This is a genomic window from Streptomyces pratensis (assembly GCF_016804005.1).
Classification (GTDB): Bacteria; Actinomycetota; Actinomycetes; order Streptomycetales; family Streptomycetaceae; genus Streptomyces; species Streptomyces pratensis_A.
On sequence record NZ_CP051486.1, the window covers coordinates 6,821,660 to 6,841,417 of the forward strand.

Annotated in this window: 15 protein-coding genes; 1 reads left to right on the plus strand and 14 read right to left on the minus strand. The window is 68.8% G+C overall.

All coding sequences use genetic code 11. The annotated features are described in order from the left end of the window. Positions 1–147: 147 nt before the first annotated feature. The 11 genes from HED23_RS28515 to HED23_RS28565 all read right to left on the minus strand — a co-directional run bounded on the left by HED23_RS28515 (position 148) and on the right by HED23_RS28565 (position 15,508). Positions 148–2,109, minus strand: a complete 1,962-nt coding sequence (locus HED23_RS28515) for a TIGR03960 family B12-binding radical SAM protein (protein ID WP_203186230.1) — start codon at positions 2,107–2,109, stop codon at positions 148–150. Positions 2,110–2,159: 50 nt separating this feature from the next. After that, the gene (locus tag HED23_RS28520; RefSeq protein ID WP_203186231.1) at positions 2,160–3,686 is read right to left on the minus strand and encodes a CYTH and CHAD domain-containing protein; all 1,527 of its coding nucleotides are present in this window, start codon (positions 3,684–3,686) and stop codon (positions 2,160–2,162) included. Between the two features lie 51 nt (positions 3,687–3,737). Further along, positions 3,738–4,931, minus strand: a complete 1,194-nt coding sequence (gene rodA, locus HED23_RS28525; protein ID WP_203186232.1) for a rod shape-determining protein RodA — start codon at positions 4,929–4,931, stop codon at positions 3,738–3,740. Next, positions 4,931–7,150 carry a penicillin-binding protein 2 gene (gene mrdA / locus HED23_RS28530; protein WP_203186233.1) on the minus strand — a complete coding sequence of 740 codons (2,220 nt, stop codon included), beginning with the start codon at positions 7,148–7,150 and terminating at the stop codon, positions 4,931–4,933. The genes rodA and mrdA overlap by 1 nt, the downstream gene beginning before the upstream one ends. 79 nt (positions 7,151–7,229) lie before the next feature. Continuing rightward, positions 7,230–7,889, minus strand: coding sequence for a rod shape-determining protein MreD (mreD, locus tag HED23_RS28535; RefSeq protein WP_203186234.1), 660 nt, complete (start codon positions 7,887–7,889; stop codon positions 7,230–7,232). A 5-nt stretch (positions 7,890–7,894) separates the two neighbouring features. Further along, positions 7,895–8,959 (minus strand): rod shape-determining protein MreC, encoded by a 1,065-nt coding sequence (gene mreC / locus HED23_RS28540; RefSeq protein ID WP_203186235.1) that lies wholly within the window; start codon positions 8,957–8,959, stop codon positions 7,895–7,897. Positions 8,960–9,056: 97 nt separating this feature from the next. After that, a complete protein-coding gene (locus tag HED23_RS28545; RefSeq protein WP_031091955.1) occupies positions 9,057–10,076 on the minus strand; it encodes a rod shape-determining protein in 1,020 nt (339 codons plus the stop codon). A 292-nt stretch (positions 10,077–10,368) separates the two neighbouring features. Next, the gene (gene ndk, locus HED23_RS28550) at positions 10,369–10,782 is read right to left on the minus strand and encodes a nucleoside-diphosphate kinase (RefSeq protein WP_014156293.1); all 414 of its coding nucleotides are present in this window, start codon (positions 10,780–10,782) and stop codon (positions 10,369–10,371) included. An 85-nt stretch (positions 10,783–10,867) separates the two neighbouring features. Continuing rightward, positions 10,868–11,236, minus strand: a complete 369-nt coding sequence (locus tag HED23_RS28555; protein WP_203186236.1) for a DUF4233 domain-containing protein — start codon at positions 11,234–11,236, stop codon at positions 10,868–10,870. Positions 11,237–11,239: 3 nt separating this feature from the next. Further along, positions 11,240–12,763, minus strand: coding sequence for a bifunctional tetrahydrofolate synthase/dihydrofolate synthase (gene folC / locus HED23_RS28560; protein ID WP_203186237.1), 1,524 nt, complete (start codon positions 12,761–12,763; stop codon positions 11,240–11,242). A 123-nt stretch (positions 12,764–12,886) separates the two neighbouring features. Beyond that, complete coding sequence (locus HED23_RS28565; RefSeq protein WP_203186238.1) at positions 12,887–15,508, minus strand: valine--tRNA ligase; 2,622 nt, start codon at positions 15,506–15,508, stop codon at positions 12,887–12,889. A 136-nt stretch (positions 15,509–15,644) separates the two neighbouring features. On the opposite strand from HED23_RS28565, the gene HED23_RS28570 reads away from it, so the two are divergent. Beyond that, positions 15,645–16,655, plus strand: coding sequence for a hypothetical protein (locus tag HED23_RS28570; RefSeq protein ID WP_203186239.1), 1,011 nt, complete (start codon positions 15,645–15,647; stop codon positions 16,653–16,655). Positions 16,656–16,721: 66 nt separating this feature from the next. Here the strand turns inward: HED23_RS28570 and clpX are convergent, their stop codons facing one another. The 3 genes from clpX to HED23_RS28585 all read right to left on the minus strand — a co-directional run bounded on the left by clpX (position 16,722) and on the right by HED23_RS28585 (position 19,533). Then, a complete protein-coding gene (gene clpX / locus HED23_RS28575) occupies positions 16,722–18,020 on the minus strand; it encodes an ATP-dependent Clp protease ATP-binding subunit ClpX (RefSeq protein ID WP_033299392.1) in 1,299 nt (432 codons plus the stop codon). Positions 18,021–18,176: 156 nt separating this feature from the next. Continuing rightward, positions 18,177–18,860 carry an ATP-dependent Clp protease proteolytic subunit gene (locus tag HED23_RS28580; RefSeq protein ID WP_104785645.1) on the minus strand — a complete coding sequence of 228 codons (684 nt, stop codon included), beginning with the start codon at positions 18,858–18,860 and terminating at the stop codon, positions 18,177–18,179. A gap of 67 nt (positions 18,861–18,927) precedes the next feature. After that, on the minus strand, positions 18,928–19,533 hold the full coding sequence (locus HED23_RS28585) for an ATP-dependent Clp protease proteolytic subunit (RefSeq protein ID WP_031091967.1): 606 nt from the start codon (positions 19,531–19,533) through the stop codon (positions 18,928–18,930). Positions 19,534–19,758: the final 225 nt, after the last annotated feature.

The following is a 19,758-nucleotide window of genomic DNA, read 5'->3' on the forward strand; positions in this document are numbered from 1 at the left end:
CACCGCGGTGACCGGCGCCCGTCGACCGGGCTCATGGTCCGTCGGCTCCTCGGCGCCGCGGTCGGGGGCGGGCACTTCGGCGAGGCGGCCCCCTGGCTCACCCCACCAGGAACTTCTCGGCCGCCCTGCGGGCGTGCCCCGCTCGTCTCAGTGCGTGTGACCGCTCGGGGAGGGAGAGGGCGCCGCGTTCTTGACCGTCAGCGGCAGGAGCTTCTTGCCGGTGGGGCCGATCTGGATGTCCAGGTCGAGCTGAGGGCACACGCCGCAGTCGAAGCACGGAGTCCAGCGGCAGTCCTCGACCTCGGTCTCGTCGAGCGAGTCCTGCCAGTCCTCCCACAGCCAGTCCTTGTCGAGGCCGGAGTCGAGGTGGTCCCAGGGCAGGACCTCCTCGTAGGTCCGCTCGCGGGTGGTGTACCAGTCGACGTCGACGCCGAATTCGGGAAGCGTCTTCTCCGCGCTCCTCATCCACAGGTCGTAGCTGAAGTGCTCGCGCCAGCCGTCGAAGCGGCCGCCCGCCTCGTAGACCTCGCGGATGACGGAGCCGACCCGGCGGTCGCCGCGGGAGAGCAGGCCCTCGACGATGCCGGGCTTGCCGTCGTGGTAGCGGAAGCCGATGGAGCGGCCGTACTTCTTGTCGTCGCGGATCTTGTCCCGGAGCTTCTTCAGCCGGGCGTCGGTGTCCTCGGCGCTGAGCTGCGGGGCCCACTGGAAGGGGGTGTGGGGCTTGGGCACGAAGCCGCCGATGGAGACGGTGCAGCGGATGTCGTTCTGCCCGGAGACCTCGCGGCCCTTGGCGATCACGTTGACCGCCATGTCGCCGATCTGGAGGACGTCCTCGTCGGTCTCGGTGGGAAGCCCGCACATGAAGTACAGCTTCACCTGGCGCCAGCCGTTGCCGTAGGCGGTGGCGACCGTGCGGATCAGGTCCTCCTCCGAGACCATCTTGTTGATGACCTTGCGCATGCGCTCGGAGCCGCCCTCGGGGGCGAAGGTGAGGCCGGACCTGCGGCCGTTGCGGGTCAGCTCGTTGGCCAGGTCCACGTTGAACGCGTCGACGCGGGTGGAGGGCAGCGAGAGGCCGATCTTGTCGTCCGTGTACCGGTCGGCGAGGCCCTTGGCGATGTCACCGATCTCGGTGTGGTCCGCGGAGGAGAGCGACAGGAGGCCGACCTCCTCGAAGCCGGTGGCCTTGAGCCCCTTCTCCACCATCTCGCCGATGCCGGTGATGCTTCGCTCCCGCACGGGGCGCGTGATCATGCCGGCCTGGCAGAAACGGCAGCCGCGGGTGCAGCCGCGGAAGATCTCGACGGACATGCGCTCGTGGACGGTCTCGGCGAGGGGGACGAGCGGCTGCTTGGGATAGGGCCATTCGTCGAGGTCCATGACGGTGTGCTTGGACACGCGCCACGGCACGCCGGACTTGTTGGGCACGACACGGCCGATGCGGCCGTCGGGGAGGTACTCGACGTCGTAGAAGCCGGGGACGTAGACGCCGCCCGTCCTCGCGAGGCGGAACAGCACCTCCTCACGGCCGCCGGGCCGGCCCTCGGCCTTCCAGGCGCGGATGATCTCGGTGATCTCCAGGACGGCCTGCTCGCCGTCGCCGATGACCGCGCAGTCGATGAAGTCCGCGATCGGCTCGGGGTTGAAGGCGGCGTGGCCGCCCGCCAGCACGATCGGGTGATCGACGGTGCGGTCCTTGGACTCCAGCGGGATGCCCGCGAGGTCCAGGGCCGTGAACATGTTGGTGTACCCGAGCTCGGTGGAGAAGCTGAGGCCGAACACGTCGAAGGCGCCGACGGGGCGGTGGCTGTCCACGGTGAACTGCGGCACCTTGTGCTCGCGCATCAGCTCCTCGAGGTCCGGCCACACGCTGTACGTGCGCTCGGCGAGGACGCCCTCGCGCTCGTTGAGCACCTCGTAGAGGATCATGACGCCCTGGTTGGGGAGCCCGACCTCATAGGCATCCGGGTACATGAGTGCCCAGCGGACGTCGCATTCGTCCCACGGCTTGACGGTGGAGTTCAGCTCACCGCCGACGTACTGGATGGGCTTCTGCACGTGCGGGAGCAGAGCTTCGAGCTGCGGGAAGACCGACTCGGCAGACATCTGTGGACCTTCGTAGCTGGCAGGGGTGACCATCAAGCGTAACCCGGTGCTCAGCCTTTCAGCGCCGCGCGCAGCCCCGGGTGCGACGCCCGGGCCCAGGCCTCGGGCAGTTCGCGTTCCCTTACGGCCGCCGCGGCCTCCTCCCTTCCGTACAGCAGGCCCCAGGTGAAGGCGGACTCACCCGCGCCGTGCGCCTGGACCGCCAGTGTGCGCAGGGCGTCCCGGGCCACGACGCTGTCCTGGTGGTCGCCGAGGACGGACTGGACGGACTTCATCCGTCGGGCGAACTTCTTGGCGGGTTTCCCCAGTGCCGGCCTGGCGGCCTCGGCGGCGTAGCGGACACGCTTGGCGGCCTTGCGTGCCTCGTGCATGGCCACGTCGCGCTCCTCGCCCGGCGAAAGTTCCAGGGCGTGCCCGATCCGCGTGGCCAGGCGTTCGTAGTCCTTGAGCACGGCGCGGGGCAGGGCGTCCTGCGGTGTCCTCGCGGCCGCAGGGAGCAGGGGCGGGTCGGCGAGGAGGGCATCGAGGGAGTCCAGCAGGGCCAGGTAGCGCTCGGTGTCGAGCACCGAGGTGACGTGCCGCCGTGAGTCGGTGCGCCTGGCGACGGAGGTGAGCTGCAGCCGGGCGCTCACGGGTCCCAGGAGCAGTGTCGCGGGCAGTTCGGCGACGTGGGAGCGGAGCCGTGCGTCGAGGACCTCCTGGTCGCGGTCGATCCCGAGCTCGGCTGCGAGCCACTTCAGCTCGTCGCGGAGCGGGTCGGTGACGGTCCGGTCGAGAACCTTCCGGTACGTCCTGAACGCACTGCGCAGCCGGCGGGTGGCGACCCGCATGCGGTGCACGCTGTCCGGCAGCTCGCGTCGTACGGCGGGGTCGAGCTCGACGAGGGCCTCGACCTGGCGGCGTGCGTACGCGAGTACGTGGTCGCCCGCGGTGCGCGGGGAAGCCCTCTTCTTCTTCGTCCGCCGCTTTCCCGGCGCGGTCTCGGCCAGGGCCCTGGACAGCTTGGACGGCGCGGCCGAGGGCCGGACGCCGGCCTTGCGCAGCCGCCGCTCGACGGCGTCGAGGACGGCGGGGTCGCCGTCGTCGGCCAGCTCGACCTCCATCTCGGTCCATGCCGAGGTGGTGCCGTGCCCCTCCTCCGTGAGGCGTTCCGCCAGGACCTCGTCGATGCTCACCTCCGCGAGCAGTGCGCCGTCCTCGTCGAGGAGGTGGTGGACGTCCCGGGCGGAGAGGATCCGCACGACGGGGGTCACGGGGGTGTTCCGCACACGGGAACGGAGCAGCTCGCCGAGTGCGGGCGGCAGGGCGTCGGTGAGCGGGGCCTGGATCTCGTCACGGACACCGGCGGAGACGGGGAGCTTGAGGTGCCACCCCTCGTCTCCCCCGCCCGTTCTGCGGCGAAGTGTGAGGGAGGCGGCGGCCAGCCGGAAGTCCTCGGTGTCGTAGTAGACGGCATCGAGTTCGCTGAGGCCGCGGTGGACGACGGCCGAGACCCCGGCAGCACGGGTCAGGTCGGGCAGCCGGGTCTCGGGAGTCGCTTCGTACTTTCGCTCGACCTCACGCTTGGAGTCCGCCATACGACGAATCTATCCGCGATACCCGCGGATATGCAGGGCGGAACGAAGTGCTCAGGCTGACATCGGCCGTTGCACCTTGATCGACTGGAGCAGTCCGATCGCCACCCAGACGGCGAACATCGATGAGCCTCCGTACGACACGAAGGGCAGCGGAAGTCCTGCCACCGGCATGATCCCGAGTGTCATCCCGATGTTCTCGAAGGACTGGAACGCGAACCAGGCGATGATGCCCGCGGCCACGACCGTCCCGTAGAGCTCGGTCGTCCCGCGGGCGATCCGGCAGGCGCGCCAGAGGATCACGCCGAGCAGCACGATGATGAGTCCGGCTCCGAGGAAACCGAGCTCCTCGCCCGCGACGGTGAAGACGAAGTCGGTCTGCTGTTCGGGGACGAACTGGCCGGTCGTCTGTGATCCGTTGAAGAGCCCGGTGCCGGTGAGTCCGCCGGAGCCGATGGCGATGCGGGCCTGGTTGGTGTTGTAGCCGACGCCTGCCGGGTCGAGTGCCGGGTTGGCGAAGGCGGCGAAGCGGGCGATCTGGTAGTCGTCGAGCAGCCCGAGCTGCCAGACCGCCAGCGCGCCGGTGGTGCCCGCGCCGAGGAGCCCGAGGACCCAGCGGTTGGACGCGCCGGAGGCGAGGAGGACGCCGAGCACGATGACGGCCATGACCATGACGGAGCCGAGGTCGGGCATCAGCATGACGACGGCCATGGGGATGACCGCGAGGCCGAGTGCCTTGGCGACGGTGCGATGGTCGGGATGGGGCTGGTCGCCCGCGTCGACGCGGGCGGCGAGCAGCATCGCCATCACGAGGATGATGGTGATCTTGGTGAACTCGGAGGGCTGGATGGAGAAGCCGGCCGGGAGCTTGATCCACGCGTGGGCGCCGTTGATCGTGGTGCCGAGCGGGGTGAGGACGGCCATGACCAGCAGCACCGAGATGCCGTAGAGGATCGGGACGGCTCCGCGCAGGGTGCGGTGGCCGAGCCAGATGGTGCCGATCATCAGTGCGAGGCCGATGCCGGTGTTCATGGCGTGCCGGAACAGGAAGAAGTACGGGTCGCCCTGGGTGAGGTGGTCGCGGTTGCGGGTCGCGGACCAGACGAGCAGCGCGCCGAGGAAGGAGAGCGCGAGGGCTGCTCCGAGCAGCGGCCAGTCCAGTCGCCGCGCGACGGAGTCGCGGGCGGTCAGCTTGGCCCAGGAGCCCTGCTGGGGGGCGTACCGGGATACGGAGAATCCACCGGCCATCAGGGCCTCCTCCCCGTCGACGCCGGTGACCCGGTGAGCCCCGGCTGGCCCGAGGGCTGCGGCACCACGATCTCGGGATCCGTCTCCTGGCCTTCGGGCTGCTTCGGCTCGGGGTTGTACGGCTTGACCTTCGGGGCGTGGATGGAGCCGTCGGCCTGGACCTTGGGCAGCGCCTTCTGGGGCGTGGGCAGCAGGGCCTTCTTCACATCCTGGTTCCCCTCGGCGTCGAGTCCGTAGATCGCGTCGTAGATCTTGCGGACGGCGGGCCCGGAGGCGCCGGAGCCGGTGCCGCCCTGGGAGATCGTCATGACGATCGTGTAGTCGTCGGTGTAGGTCGCGAACCACGAGGTGGTCTGCTTGCCGTAGACCTGCGCGGTACCGGTCTTGGCGTGCATCGGGATCTTGTCCTGCGGCCAGCCGCCGAACCGCCAGGCGGCGGTGCCGCCGGGCTCGACCACCGAGCGCAGACCCTTGTCGAGGTCCTTGACGGTCTGGGCGTTGACCGGCAGCTTCCCCTGGGCCTTGGGCTTGATCTCCTCGACCGTCTTGCCGTCCGGGCTGATCACGGCCTTGCCTACGCTGGGCTCGTACAGGGTGCCGCCGTTGCTGATCGCGGCGTAGGCGGTGGCCATCTGGATGGGGGTGACGAGGACGTCACCCTGGCCGATGGCGTAGTTGATGCTGTCGTAGGCCTTCAGCTGGTTGCCTTCGAGGCAGCTCTCGTACGCGATCTGCTGCACATAGGTGCCGCCCTTCTTGCCCTCCTTGCACCAGGAGTCCTTGTTCGCGCTCCAGAAGTCCTGCTTCCACTGGCGGTCGGGGATACGGCCCTTGACCTCGTTCGGCAGGTCGATGCCGGTCTCGGCGCCGAGCCCGAAGTCACGGGCGGTCCGGTAGAACCAGTCCTTGGTGTCCTTCTTCGGCTTTATGCCGCCGTCACGCGCCCACTGCTCGTGGCCGAGGCGGTAGAAGACGGTGTTGCAGGAGTACTTGAGCGCGTCGCCGAGGGTGATGGGGCCGTGCCCCTGGGACTCGAAGTTGGCGAAGGTCTGGCTGCCGAGGCTGTAGGAGCTGCTGCAGTTGTAGAGGTCGTCGAAGTCGTGGCCGGCCCGCACGGCGGCGCTCGCCGAGACCACCTTGAAGATGGAGCCGGCGGGCGCCTGGCCCTGGATGCCACGGTTGAGCAGCGGGTAGTTGGACTTCTTGCTGGTGAGCTTGGCGTACTGCTTGCCGGAGATGCCGCCGACCCAGTCGTTGGGGTCGTAGTCGGGCTGGGAGGCCATCGAGACGACGCGGCCGGTCTTCGACTCCATCACGACGACGGCGCCGGAGTCGGCCTCGTACTTACGGCCGGTGATCTTGTCGGTCTCCTGGCGGACGGTCTTCATGGCCTGGGCCAGCTCGTACTCGGCCACCGCCTGGACGCGGGCGTCGAGGCTGGTGACGAGGTTGGAGCCGGGCACCGCCGGGTCGTTCTCCGCCTCGCCCATGACACGGCCGAGGTTGTCGACCTCGTAGCGGGTGACGCCCGCCTTGCCGCGCAGCTCCTTGTCGTACGTGCGCTCGAGGCCCGAGCGGCCGACCTGGTCGGAGCGCAGGTACGGCGACGGGCCGTCCTGCGCCTTCTGGATCTCGTCGTCGGTGACGGGCGATAGGTAGCCGAGGACCTGCGCGGTCTTCGCCTTGCCGGGTGCGGCGTAGCGGCGTACGGCGGTGGGTTCGGCGGTGATGCCGGGGAAGTCCTCGGCACGCTCACGGATCGTGAGGGCCTGCTGGGTCGTGGCCTCGTCGGTGACCGGGATCGGCTGATAGGGCGAGCCGTTCCAGCAGGGCTGGGGGGTCTTGGCGTCGCAGAGGCGGACCTTGTCCCGGACGTCCTGCGCCTTCATGTCCAGGACGTCGGCCAGCCGGGTGAGGACCTCGACGCCGTCGTCCTTCATCTTCAGCAGCTCGGTGCGGCTGGCGGAGACGACGAGCCGGGTCTCGTTGTCGGCGAGCGGCACACCCCGGGCGTCGAGGATCGAGCCGCGCACGGCGGGCTGGACGACCTGCTGCACCCCGTTGCCCGCGGCTTCGGCGGTGTACTCGTCGCCGTTGCGGATCTGGAGGTACCAGAGACGGCCGCCGAGTGTCAGGAGCAGGGAGAAGACGAGCACTTGGATGATGACGAGACGGATCTGGACCCGCGGGGTCCGGCCCGTCTCCGGAATGTTGCTCATGGGGTGCCCCCGGTGGTGGTGGGTCGGCCGGGGGTACGGGGCCGGCCGCCCCCGGTGCCCGTCCGGCGCCGGTACTGACTCACAGTCGCTTGACCCCCTTGATCCTTCCGGCGCGTGCGGCGCGGCCGCGCGCAGCCCTCAGCCGCATCCCGTTGCGCTGGCCGCCGATCCGCAGCCCGGTGCCGGAGGCCAGCCAGCCGGCGGCGACGTCGCCGCTGCCGGTGTCGGCGACCGGGTCGTTCACGGTGCGTCTGGCGAGCGCCATGATCAACGGAACGGTGAACGGCGCGAGGAGCAGGTCGTACACGACCGCGGTGAACAGCAGGCTGCCCAGGCCCACATGGCGGGCAGCCGTGTCGCCCACGAGTGCGCCGACGCCCGCGTACAGCAGGGTCGATCCGATCGCCGCCGCGAAGACGAAGGCCATCGGGGTGAACGCCGACTTGAGCTGGCCGTTCTCGGGGCGGGCCATGCCGGCGAGGTAGCCGATCACGCAGAGCACCAGGGCGTACCGCCCCGCGGCGTGGTCGGCGGGCGGCGCCAGGTCGGCGAGGAGGCCCGCGCCGAAGCCGATGAGGGAGCCGCCGACGGGCCCGTACACGAAGGCGAGCCCGAGCACCACGAGGAGCAGCAGGTCGGGCGTGGCTCCGGGCAGCTGGAGCCGGGCGAGCACGGAGACCTGGACGACGAGGGCGACCACGACCAGGGCGACGGAGAGCAGTGTCCTGTTGATGTGCATGGGGATCAGCCCTGTTCCTGCTCGTTCGCCGCATCACCGGCGGCCGGGTCGGCGTTGCCGGTGGCGTCCGGGGAGGCACCCGGGGAAGCGGATGCGCCGGGCTTCTCGTTGATGTTCCCGACGACCTTCCCGCTGCCGTCGACGAGGTCGCCGTTCGGCTGGACGGTGACGGTGACGGTCGGGGTGGGCTTGGGCTTCTCCGGCTTCTTGGGCTGCGCCGGGAGGACCATGTCGCGGGGGTTCTCCCTGGGCGCCTGGACGACGATGCCCACGATGTCGAGCTTGGTGAAGCCGGCGAACGGGCGGACGTAGACGGTCCGGGTCAGGTCGCCGCCCGACGGGTCGACGCGGACGACCTCGCCGACCGGCACACCGGGTACGAACGGCTTGTCCTTGCTGGAGCCGAAGGTGACCAGCCGGTCGCCCTTCCTCACGTCGGCCTTGCCGTTGAGGAACTGGACGGAGAGCGGCCGGGATCCCTGTCCGGTGGCGAAGCCGAGCTCGTCGGTCTTCTCCAGCCGGGTGCCAACGGTGAAGTCGGGGTCGTTGGCCAGCAGGACGGTCGCGCTGTCCGGGCCGACGGTGGTGACCCGGCCGACGAGTCCGTCGCCGTTCAGCACGGTCATGTCACGCTGGAGGCCGTCCTTGGCCCCGGCGTCGATGGTGATGGTCCAGGAGAAACCCTGGGCCGCTCCTATGGCGATGACCTGGGCGGCCTTGATGCCGTACTGGCCGGCCCCCGCGCTCTTCAGCATGCTGTCCAGCTGGCGGACCTTGCTGGTGTTGCGGTCGTCGCTTCCGAGCTTGGTCTTCAGTGCGGCGTTCTCGTGCTCCAGGGCCGCGATCCGGTCGTGCCGGTCACCGGAGTCCCGTACGGCGCCGATGGCGTTGCCCACCGGGTCCACCGCCGCCGCGACGCCGTTCTCGACCGGTCCGAAGACCGTGGCCGCGGCCTGCCGGGCTCCGTCCACCGGTGACTCCTCGCCACCGCGGATATCCACCGTGATCAGGGCGAATGCGATGGCGATCAGCAGCACCAGGAGCAGCCGGCTCTCTCGTGTGTCCCTCACGTGCGGCGGCCGTGCCTTCCTCGTCGGAATGTTCGTGCCTGTATACCAACGTTCCGCCGCACGGGACGGCAGTGCCCGTACGGCGGAACGTCGTGTTCTACCGTCGGGGCTGGGCGTCCAGCACCTGCTGGAGCGCCTCGAACTCCTCGACACACTTACCGGATCCGAGCGCCACCGAGTCCAGCGGGTCCTCGGCGATGTGGATCGGCATGCCCGTCTCGTGACGGAGCCGCTCGTCGAGTCCGCGCAGGAGCGCGCCACCGCCGGTGAGGACGATGCCGCGGTCCATGACGTCGCCGGAGAGCTCCGGCGGGCACTTGTCGAGCGTGGTCTTCACGGCGTCGACGATCGCGTTGACCGGTTCCTCGATGGCCTTGCGGACCTCGGTCGCGGAGATGACGACGGTCTTGGGCAGGCCCGAGACCAGGTCACGTCCACGGATCTCGGTGTGCTCGTCCTTCTCCATCTCGAACGCGGAACCGATCGTGATCTTGATCTGTTCGGCAGTGCGCTCTCCGAGGAGGAGGGAGTACTCCTTCTTGATGTGCTGGATGATCGCGTTGTCCAGCTCGTCACCGGCGACCCGGATCGACTGGGCAGTGACGATTCCGCCGAGCGAGATCACGGCGACCTCGGTGGTGCCGCCACCGATGTCGACGACCATGTTGCCCGTGGCCTCGTGGACCGGCAGACCGGAGCCGATGGCCGCGGCCATGGGCTCCTCGATGATGTGCACCTGGCGCGCGCCTGCCTGCGTCGACGCCTCGATGACGGCGCGTCGCTCGACCCCTGTGATGCCGGAGGGCACACAGACGACGACCCGCGGGCGGGCCAGGTAGCGGCGCTTGTGGATCTTGAGGATGAAGTAGCGGAGCATGCGCTCCGTGATCTCGAAGTCGGCGATCACGCCGTCCTTCAGGGGCCGCACGGCAACGATGTTGCCCGGTGTGCGGCCGATCATCTTCTTTGCCTCGGAGCCGACCGCCAGGATTCCGCCGGTGTTGGTGTTGATGGCCACGACGGACGGCTCGTTCAGAACGATGCCGCGCCCCCTGACGTACACCAGCGTGTTGGCAGTCCCGAGGTCGATAGCCATGTCACGGCCGATGAACGACATTGAGTTCCCCTTGTTCCCCATGAGGATGCGTCGGGCCTTCCCAAGAAGCGAAGAATGGCTTGTTCCAGGTAGGCGAGGTTGGCGCTGCGGGCGTGGAAGCTTCCATCGTAGTGCCGTATGCACGGACACAGCGCGAGGGTCCTTCGCCGTGGCGGGCGGAACGGCTGCCCGTTCCACCCATGGTGACGTTACGTCGGAGGGATGCGTTCCCGCGATACGTGACCCTATGCCGAAGGGCGACCGAATTACTTCGGTCGCCCCAGGTCATGAGCGCTGATTGGCGGAGCCGAAGTCAGGAAAGTCCCGGAAAGAACAGCTTGAGTTCTCGCTCTGCGGACTCCTCGGAGTCCGAGGCGTGGATGAGGTTCTCCCGGGTGATCGTGCCGAAGTCACCGCGGATCGAGCCGGGCGCGGCGGCGATCGGGTCGGTGGGGCCGGCCAGGGCGCGGACGCCCTCGATGACCCGCTCACCTTCGGCCACCAGAGCTACGACGGGGCCGGATGCCATGAACTCGACGAGCGGCTCGTAGAACGGGCGGCCCTTGTGCTCGCCGTAGTGCTGCTCCAGGGTCTCCTGGTCGAGCGTGCGCAGCTCCAGCGCGGTGATCGTCCAGCCGGCCTTGCGTTCGATGCGGCCGACGATCTCGCCGATCAGCCCACGCCGGACGGCGTCGGGCTTGAGAAGGACGAGGGTGCGCTGAGTCATGTGCGGCTCCTTGCAGGCTTTCGGTGCGGGTGGGGGCGAGATTACAGGGGTACGCGCACGGCTCCACGGCCGGGCTCACTCTGCGTCATCCTTGAGCCGGAGCCTGCGCGCTCTCCTGCGCCTCCGCCTGAGCCGCCCACCGCGCCTTGGCCTCGTCGATCCTGCGGCCGTAGTGCACCGATGCCCACCACAGGGCACCGAAGATCACACCCAGGACGAACATCATCGGGACGAAGAAACCGCTCAGCACCAGCAGCACCTGGAGCGCCCAGCCGAGCTGTATGCCACCCGGTCGGGTGATCACACCGCAGAGCAGGACGGACAGCAGCATGCCGATGCCGCAGACCGTCCAGACCGTGGCCATGGACAGGCCGTCGGACTTCATCGCCACGAGCCCGGCGAAGCCGATGACGAAGAATTCACCGATCAGCGTGGATGCACACAGCGTACGCACAGGTCAGCGCCTTCCCAGGAGCAGTCGGGCCTCGCCGACCGTGATCACGGATCCGGTCACCAGCACTCCGGCGCCCGCGTACTCGGCCTCTTCCTCGGCGAGGGTGATGGCCGCCTCCAGCGCGTCGTCCAGGCGCGGTTCGACCTGGACGCGGTCGTTGCCGAAGACCTCGACGGCGACCGCGGCCAAGGCGTCCGCGTCCATGGCTCGCGGGCTGGAGTTCTGGGTGACGACGACCTCGGCGAAGATCGGCTCGAAGGCTTCGAGGAGCCCCCGGACGTCCTTGCCGTCGCTCGCGCCGACGACCCCGATCAGCCGGGAGAAGCTGAACGCCTCGGAGATCCCCTCGGAAGCGGCGAGGGCGCCGGCCGGGTTGTGCGCCGCGTCCAGGACGACGGTCGGGCTGGACCGGACGACCTCCAGACGGCCCGGCGAGAGCACCGAGAGGAAGGCCTTGCGGACCGATTCGACGTCGAGGCTGCGGGCCTGCTCAGCACCGATGCCGAAGAACGCCTCGACGGCGGCGAGCGCCACCACCGCGTTGTGCGCCTGGTGCGCCCCGTAGAGCGGGAGGAAGATGTTGTCGTACTCGCCTCCCAGGCCCCTGAGGGTCAGCAGCTGGCCGCCCACCGCGATCTCGCGGGCGACGATGCCGAACTCCATGCCCTCGCGGGCGACCGTGGCGTCCACCTCGACGGCCTTCTTCAGCATGACCTGCGCGGCGTCGACCGGCTGCTGGGCCAGGATGACCGTCGCGTCCTGCTTGACGATGCCGGACTTCTCACCGGCGATCTCGGCGGCGGTGGAGCCGAGGCGGTCGGTGTGGTCCAGCGAGATGGGGGTGACGACGGCGACCGAGGCGTCGATGACGTTCGTCGCGTCCCAGGTGCCGCCCATGCCGACCTCGACGACCGCGACGTCGACCGGCGCGTCGGCGAAGGCGGCGTAGGCCATGCCGGTCAGCACCTCGAAGAACGAGAGCCGGTAGGGCTGCTGGGCGTCGACCATCTCGACGTACGGCTTGATGTCGTTGTACGTCTCGATGAAGCGCTCGGCGTCGATCGGGGCGCCGTCCAGGCTGATCCGCTCGGTGATCGACTGGACGTGCGGGGAGGTGTAGCGGCCGGTGCGGAGCTCCAGGGCGTTGAGCAGGGCCTCGATCATGCGGGCGGTGCTCGTCTTGCCGTTCGTCCCCGTGATGTGGATCGAGGGGTAGGCGCGCTGGGGCTCGCCCAGCACGTCCATCAGCGCCGCGATGCGGGTCACCGAGGGCTCGAGCTTGGTCTCGCCCCAGCGCCCGGCGAGCTCCTGCTCCACCTCGCGCAGCGCACGGTCGGTCTCGGGGTCGGCGGGGCGGTCGGGGACCGCTTCTCCCTGGGGAGGTCCCGACTGGGCGCGCAGGGTGCGGCTCCCGGCCTCGATCACCGCCAGGTCGGGGTCGCGCTGGGTCTCTTCGTCGACGATCTCCGCGAAGGTGTCGTCGGGATCTGACGCGTCGTGCCGGTCTGAAGGGCGGGGCTCACTCACAGGGCCAGTCTACGGATGGCCGCGGACATCGCGCGCAGCGCCCGCTGCAGCGCTTCTCCCGGGTGCGGCGAAGCCCCCGCGCTCCCGGTCGGTCGGGGGCGCGGGGGCTTCGCCCCAAGGTGATCAGCCCTTCGGCAGGTTCGCCAGCTGAGCCGTGATCCTCTCGATGTCGGCATCCGCCTTGGCCAGCCGGACACGGATCTTGTCGACCACGTTGTCCGGGGCCTTCGCCAGGAAGGCCTCGTTGCCGAGCTTGCCGTTGGCCTGCGCCTTCTCCTTCTCGGCGGCGCCCAGGTCCTTCGTGAGGCGCTTGCGCTCGGCCTCGACGTCGATCGTGCCGGACAGGTCGAGGGCGACCGTGGCGCCTGCGACCGGCAGCGACGCGGTGGCCTGGAAGTCTTCACCGGCGGGCTGGAGCCGCGTGAGCTGACGCATGGCCGCCTCGTGCGGGGCCAGTGCCGTGCCCGTCAGGGTGAGCTCGGCGGGGACCTTCTGGCCGGGCTGGAGGCCCTGGTCGTTGCGGAAGCGACGGACCTCGGTGACGACCTGCTGGACGAGCTCGATCTCCCTCTCGGCCGCCTCGTCTCGGAAGCCGGAATCCGCCGGCCACTCGGCGATGACGATCGACTCGCGCCCGGTGAGCGCGGTCCAGAGCGCCTCCGTGACGAACGGGACGATCGGGTGCAGCAGTCGCAGCATCACGTCGAGGACCTCGCCGAGGACCCGGCCCGAGACCTCGGCCGGACGGCCGCCCGCGAAGAAGGTCGTCTTGGACAGCTCGACGTACCAGTCGAAGACCTCGTCCCAGGCGAAGTGCCGCAGGGATTCGCTGATCTTGGCGAACTGGAAGTCGTCGTAGTACGCGTCGACGTCCGCGACCGTCCTGCCCAGGCGCGACAGGATCCAGCGGTCGGTCACCGACATCTCGTCGGCGGACGGCAGTTCGCCCTCGATCGTGGCGCCGTTCATGAGCGCGAAGCGGGTGGCGTTCCAGATCTTGTTGGAGAACTTCGCCGAACCCTGGACCCAGTCCTCGCCGATCGGGACGTCGGTGCCCGGGTTGGCGCCGCGCGCGAGGGTGAAACGCAGCGCGTCGGAGCCGTACTTGTCCATCCAGTCCAGCGGGTTGACCACGTTGCCGAAGGACTTCGACATCTTCTTGCCGTGCTCGTCGCGGACCATGCCGTGCAGGACGATGGTGCCGAAGGGCGGGACGCCGTCGTTGACGTACAGGCCGAACATCATCATCCGGGCGACCCAGAAGAACAGGATGTCGTAGCCCGTGACCAGGACGGAGTTCGGGTAGAACTTCGCGAGGCTGTCGGTCTGTTCGGGCCAGCCGAGCGTCGAGAACGGCCACAGGCCGGAGGAGAACCACGTGTCCAGGACATCGCTGTCCTGGGTCCAGCCCTCTCCGGTGGGCGCCTCGTCGTCCGGTCCGACGCAGACGACCTCGCCGTTCGGCCCGTACCAGACGGGGATGCGGTGACCCCACCAGAGCTGGCGCGAGATCGTCCAGTCGTGGAGGTTGTCGACCCAGTCGAAGTACCGCTTCTCCATCTCCTGCGGATGGATCTTGACGCTGCCGTCGCGGACCGCGTCACCGGCCGCCTTGGCGAGCGGGGCGACCTTGACCCACCACTGGAGGGAGAGGCGCGGCTCGATGGTCGTCTTGCAGCGCGAGCAGTGGCCCACGGAGTGGACGTAGGGGCGCTTCTCGGCGACGATCCGGCCCTCGGCCCGCAGTGCGGCGACGATGGCGGAGCGCGCCTCCAGGCGGTCCAGCCCCTCGAAGGGACCGGGCACGGTGATGACGGCCCGCTCGTCCATGACCGTGAGGAACGGCAGGTCGTGGCGCCGGCCGATCTCGAAGTCGTTCGGGTCGTGGGCGGGCGTCACCTTGACGGCACCGGTGCCGAACTCCGGGTCGACGTGGTGATCGGCGACGACGGGGATGGTGCGGTCGGTGAGCGGCAGCTTGATCTGCTTGCCGAGCAGGTGCTTGTAGCGCTCGTCGTCGGGGTGGACGGCGACCGCCGTGTCACCGAGCATCGTCTCGGCGCGGGTGGTGGCGACGACGATCGTGTCGTCGCCCTCGCCGTACGTCATGGAGACGAGCTCGCCGTCGTCCTCCTGGTACTCGACCTCGATGTCGGAGATCGCGGTGAGGCAGCGGGGGCACCAGTTGATGATGCGCTCGGCGCGGTAGATCAGCCCGTCGTCGTACATCTGCTTGAAGACGGTCTGGACGGCCTTGGACAGGCCCTCGTCCATCGTGAAGCGCTCACGGGACCATGCGACGCCCTCGCCGAGACGGCGCATCTGTCCGGAGATCTGACCACCGGACTCGTTCTTCCACTGCCAGACCCGCTCGACGAAGGCCTCACGGCCCAGGTCGTGACGGGACTTGCCCTCCTTGCCGAGCTCACGCTCGACGACGTTCTGCGTGGCGATGCCGGCGTGGTCCATGCCCGGCTGGTAGAGCGCCTCGAAGCCCTGCATGCGCTTACGGCGGACCAGGGCGTCGATCAGGGTGTGCTCGAAGGCGTGGCCCAGGTGGAGGGAGCCCGTGACGTTCGGCGGCGGGATGACGATGCTGTAGGGCGGCTTGTCGCTGTGCTCGTCGACCTCGAAGTACCCGCGCTCCACCCAGCGCTCGTACAGCTTCCCCTCTACCTCGGCCGGCGCGTACTGGGTCGGCAGTTCGGGGATGCTGGCTGGCTGCTGCGCTGCGTTCTCGGTCACGGCACACAGTTTAGGGGCGTCACAGTCGTGCACTGAAACCGGTTTGTTGAGTAACGGTGTACGACCGGATGCACTGGGTGGGCACTGCTTCCGTCAGGATGTTCGGAACGCATAAGCATTCGGAGGGGACAGCACCATGAGCTACAACCAGCCGGGTCCGTACGGCGGGCAGCCGCCGCAGGGCCAGCCCGGGCCGTACGGCCAGCAGCCGGGTCCCTACGGGCAGCAGCCGGGCCCCTACGGCGGTCAGCCCCCGCAGGGGCCGCCGCAGGGACAGCCGCAGGGACAGCCCGGCTACGGCTACCCGCAGCAGGCCCCCCAGGGCGTCCCGCCGCAGGGCTACGGCTACCCGCAGGGGCAGCAGCCGGGCCCGTACGGCCAGCAGCCGCCCACCCCGCCGTACGGCGGCCAGCAGGCGTACCCCGGCATGCCGCCGCAGCCGGGCGCCCCGAAGAAGAAGACGGGCCTGATCATCGGCGCGGCCGTGGTGGCACTGGCCGTCGTCGCGGGTGGGGTCTACTTCCTCACGTCGGGCGGCTCCAGCAACAGCGACGTCGCCGATTCCACCAAGGGCTACAAGCTGACGCCGGCCGCCTCGGTGGACACCTACAAGCAGGACACGGCCAAGGCCACACCTTCGAAGCCCCTGGCAGGCAAGGAGAAGACCAAGGCCGAGGCCATGGGGATCAAGAACCCCAACCAGGTGAGCGCCCAGTACGTGAGCGGCGACGAGAAGAATCCGCTCACGATGAAGTCACTCGTCTTCACGGGTTACTGGGGTGAGGTCACCGACCCCGCGAAGGTGGTCGACAGCGCCTTCAAGAACGCCGAGCTGGAGATGGCGAAGGACGAGAACAGCGAGAACGTCTCGCTCGTCGGCAGCCCGGAGGCCGTCACGCCCGAGGGGTTCGAGGGGGCGTTGATGAAGTGCCAGAGCCTCAAGGCCGTCAACGAGGACGCGGACGGGTCCGTGGAGAACGGCCCCAAGGAGATCATCACGCCGGTATGCGTGTGGACCGACTACAGCACGGTCGGCATCGTCGTGGGTGTCGACGTCGGCGCGATGATGACCAACAAGGCCATGCCCCAGCAGGACGTGGCGACCCTCGCCGCCAAGCTCTACAACACCTCGCGCACGAAGATCTGATCCTCAACGCCGAAGGGGCGCCCGGCCGGTGGCCGGGCGCCCCTTCGGCGTATGTGCCGCCGCCCGCTACGCGGACTTCTCGTGGCGGCCGCCGTCGTTCTTGCCGATCGTGCGCGGCTCGCGCGGGACCAGGGTCGGGTTGACGTTGTTGCGGACGACGTCCGGGGTGATGACGACGCGGGCCACGTCCTTGCGGGACGGGACCTCGTACATCACGGACTGGAGGACCTCTTCCATGATGGCGCGCAGACCGCGCGCGCCCGTCTGGCGGAGGATCGCCTGGTCGGCGATGGCTTCGAGCGCCTCACGCTCGAAGTCCAGCTCGACACCGTCGAGTTCGAACAGGCGCTGGTACTGCTTCACCAGCGCGTTGCGCGGCTCGATCAGGATCTGGAGCAGTGCCTCGCGGTCCAGGTTGTGGACCGAGGTCAGCACGGGCAGACGGCCGATGAACTCGGGGATCATCCCGAACTTCACCAGGTCCTCCGGCATGACCTCCTGGAACTGGTCGCTCGCCTGGATCTCCAGCTTGGAGCGGATCGTCGCGCCGAAGCCGATGCCCTTGGCGCCGGCCCGCGACTCGATGATCTTCTCCAGGCCCGAGAAGGCGCCGCCGACGATGAACAGCACGTTCGTCGTGTCGATCTGGATGAACTCCTGGTGCGGGTGCTTCCGTCCGCCCTGCGGCGGCACGGAGGCGGTGGTGCCCTCCAGGATCTTCAGCAGGGCCTGCTGGACGCCCTCGCCGGACACATCGCGGGTGATCGACGGGTTCTCGCTCTTGCGGGCGACCTTGTCGATCTCGTCGATGTAGATGATCCCGGTCTCGGCCTTCTTGACGTCGTAGTCCGCGGCCTGGATCAGCTTCAGCAGGATGTTCTCGACGTCCTCGCCGACGTAGCCGGCCTCCGTCAGCGCCGTCGCGTCCGCGATGGCGAACGGGACGTTGAGCATGCGGGCGAGCGTCTGCGCGAGGAGCGTCTTGCCGGAGCCCGTGGGGCCCAGCAGCAGGATGTTGGACTTGGCGAGCTCGATCGCGTCGTCGCGATTCGCGCCGCCGCCGTTCTCCCCGGCCTGGACCCGCTTGTAGTGGTTGTACACAGCGACCGAGAGGGCCTTCTTCGCGGGCTCCTGCCCGACGACGTACCCCTCGAGGAACTCGTAGATCTCTCGCGGCTTGGGGAGTTCCTCCCACCGCACCTCGGAGGTCTCGGCGAGCTCCTCCTCGATGATCTCGTTGCAGAGATCGATGCACTCGTCGCAGATGTACACACCGGGTCCCGCGATGAGCTTCTTCACCTGCTTCTGGCTCTTTCCGCAGAACGAGCACTTGAGCAGGTCGCCGCCATCACCGATGCGTGCCACGAGGTGCTTCCCCTTCGCCTGGGAGCAGCCTGGTTCAGCGGCTCCTGGTGCCTCTATCCGACGGTACCTTGCCTGGCCCCCCGTTCGGGCCCCCCTTGGCACGGTTCACACGGCTGTGGCCGTGGATACGGAGTGTGCCAAGGGGAAAGACCGACGTCAGACGGACGCGCCTGCTGTGGTCTTACGGGTGGAGACAATCTGGTCCACCAGACCGTACGCGAGTGCGTCGTCAGCGGTAAGGATCTTGTCGCGCTCGATGTCCTCGCTGATCTTCTCCAGCGGGGTGGTCGAGTGCTTGGCCAGCATCTCCTCGAGCTGCGTGCGCATCCGCAGGATCTCGTTGGCCGCGATCTCCAGGTCGGAGAGCTGCTCGCGGCCGGTCTGCGAGGAGGGCTGGTGGATCAGCACACGGGCGTGCGGGAGAGCCATGCGCTTGCCCGGGGTGCCGGCGGCCAGCAGGACGGCGGCGGCGGAGGCCGCCTGGCCCATGCAGACCGTCTGGATGTCCGGCTTCACGAACTGCATCGTGTCGTAGATCGCGGTGAGCGCGGTGAACGAGCCGCCGGGGCTGTTGATGTAGATCGAGATGTCGCGGTCCGGGTCCATCGACTCCAGGCACAGCAGCTGCGCCATGACGTCGTTGGCCGAGGCGTCGTCGATCTGGACGCCGAGGAAGATCACGCGCTCCTCGAAGAGCTTCGCGTACGGGTCGTACTCACGCACACCCTGCGAGGTGCGCTCCACGAAGCGCGGGACGACGTAGCGGTTGTCCACCTGCGGGCCGGTGTAGAGGCCGCTCGCGGAGGCGCCGGAGAGGTTGTTCATGTGGGTGTTCACCATCCTGGTGGCGTATCTGTGGGCTGGAGGTCTCGGCGTACGAGAGGGTGCGGGGTGGTGCACGCCCGGATCAGGCGCCGGTGCCGCCGCCGCCCGGGATGCCCGACGCGACCGAGATGATCTCGTCGATGAGGCCGTAGTCCTTGGCCTCCTCGGCGGTGTACCAGCGGTCACGGTCGCCGTCGCGGATGATCGTCTCCACGGTCTGGCCGGAGTGGTGGGCGGTGATCTCCGCCATCCGCGTCTTCGTGCGGAGCAGGTACTGCGCCTGGATCTTGATGTCCGACGCGGTACCGCCGATGCCGGCCGAACCCTGGTGCATGAGGATGTCGGTGTTCGGGAGCGCGAAGCGCTTGCCCGCCGTGCCACCGGTGAGCAGGAACTGGCCCATCGAGGCCGCCATGCCCATACCGATGGTGACCACGTCGTTCGGGATGTACTGCATGGTGTCGTAGACCGCCATGCCCGCCGTCACCGAACCGCCGGGGCTGTTGATGTAGAGGTAGATGTCCTTGTCGGGTTCCGCGGCAAGGAGCAGGAGCTGTGCGGTGATCTTGTTGGCGATGTCATCGTCGACCTGCTGACCGAGGAAGATGATGCGCTCGCCGAGCAGTCGGCTGTAGACCTGGTCACCGAGGCCTCCACCGAGGGACGGCTCTCCGGCGGCGTAGGGCATCAGATTCGTCACGTATCCACCTGCTCGTCTCTGACGGCTCCGGCCGTCTCAGCGTCTTCGTACCGGGTGGGCCGGGACTACCCGACCCTTCCTATTCATGGACCCTAACGCGCAGGTGGGACAACGCCATCCCGCTTCCCCAACTGTTCGCTGGGAGCGCAAGGTAAGCAGTCCGCACAAGGGTTCCCGGGTACCTCACCGGGGCTCGGGCACCGATACGGCGAC

Excerpts from the sequence above, each read along its gene's own strand:
- HED23_RS28515 (WP_203186230.1), bottom strand. The coding sequence starts at position 2,109 with ATGTCTGCCGAGTCGGTCTTCCCGCAGCTCGAAGCTCTGCTCCCGCAC.
- HED23_RS28520 (WP_203186231.1), bottom strand. The coding sequence starts at position 3,686 with ATGGCGGACTCCAAGCGTGAGGTCGAGCGAAAGTACGAAGCGACTCCC.
- rodA (WP_203186232.1), bottom strand. The coding sequence starts at position 4,931 with ATGGCCGGTGGATTCTCCGTATCCCGGTACGCCCCCCAGCAGGGCTCC.
- HED23_RS28570 (WP_203186239.1), top strand. The coding sequence starts at position 15,645 with ATGAGCTACAACCAGCCGGGTCCGTACGGCGGGCAGCCGCCGCAGGGC.
- HED23_RS28545 (WP_031091955.1), bottom strand. The coding sequence starts at position 10,076 with ATGTCGTTCATCGGCCGTGACATGGCTATCGACCTCGGGACTGCCAAC.
- HED23_RS28580 (WP_104785645.1), bottom strand. The coding sequence starts at position 18,860 with ATGGTGAACACCCACATGAACAACCTCTCCGGCGCCTCCGCGAGCGGC.
- HED23_RS28585 (WP_031091967.1), bottom strand. The coding sequence starts at position 19,533 with ATGCCCTACGCCGCCGGAGAGCCGTCCCTCGGTGGAGGCCTCGGTGAC.
- mrdA (WP_203186233.1), bottom strand. The coding sequence starts at position 7,150 with ATGAGCAACATTCCGGAGACGGGCCGGACCCCGCGGGTCCAGATCCGT.
- ndk (WP_014156293.1), bottom strand. The coding sequence starts at position 10,782 with ATGACTCAGCGCACCCTCGTCCTTCTCAAGCCCGACGCCGTCCGGCGT.
- mreD (WP_203186234.1), bottom strand. The coding sequence starts at position 7,889 with ATGCACATCAACAGGACACTGCTCTCCGTCGCCCTGGTCGTGGTCGCC.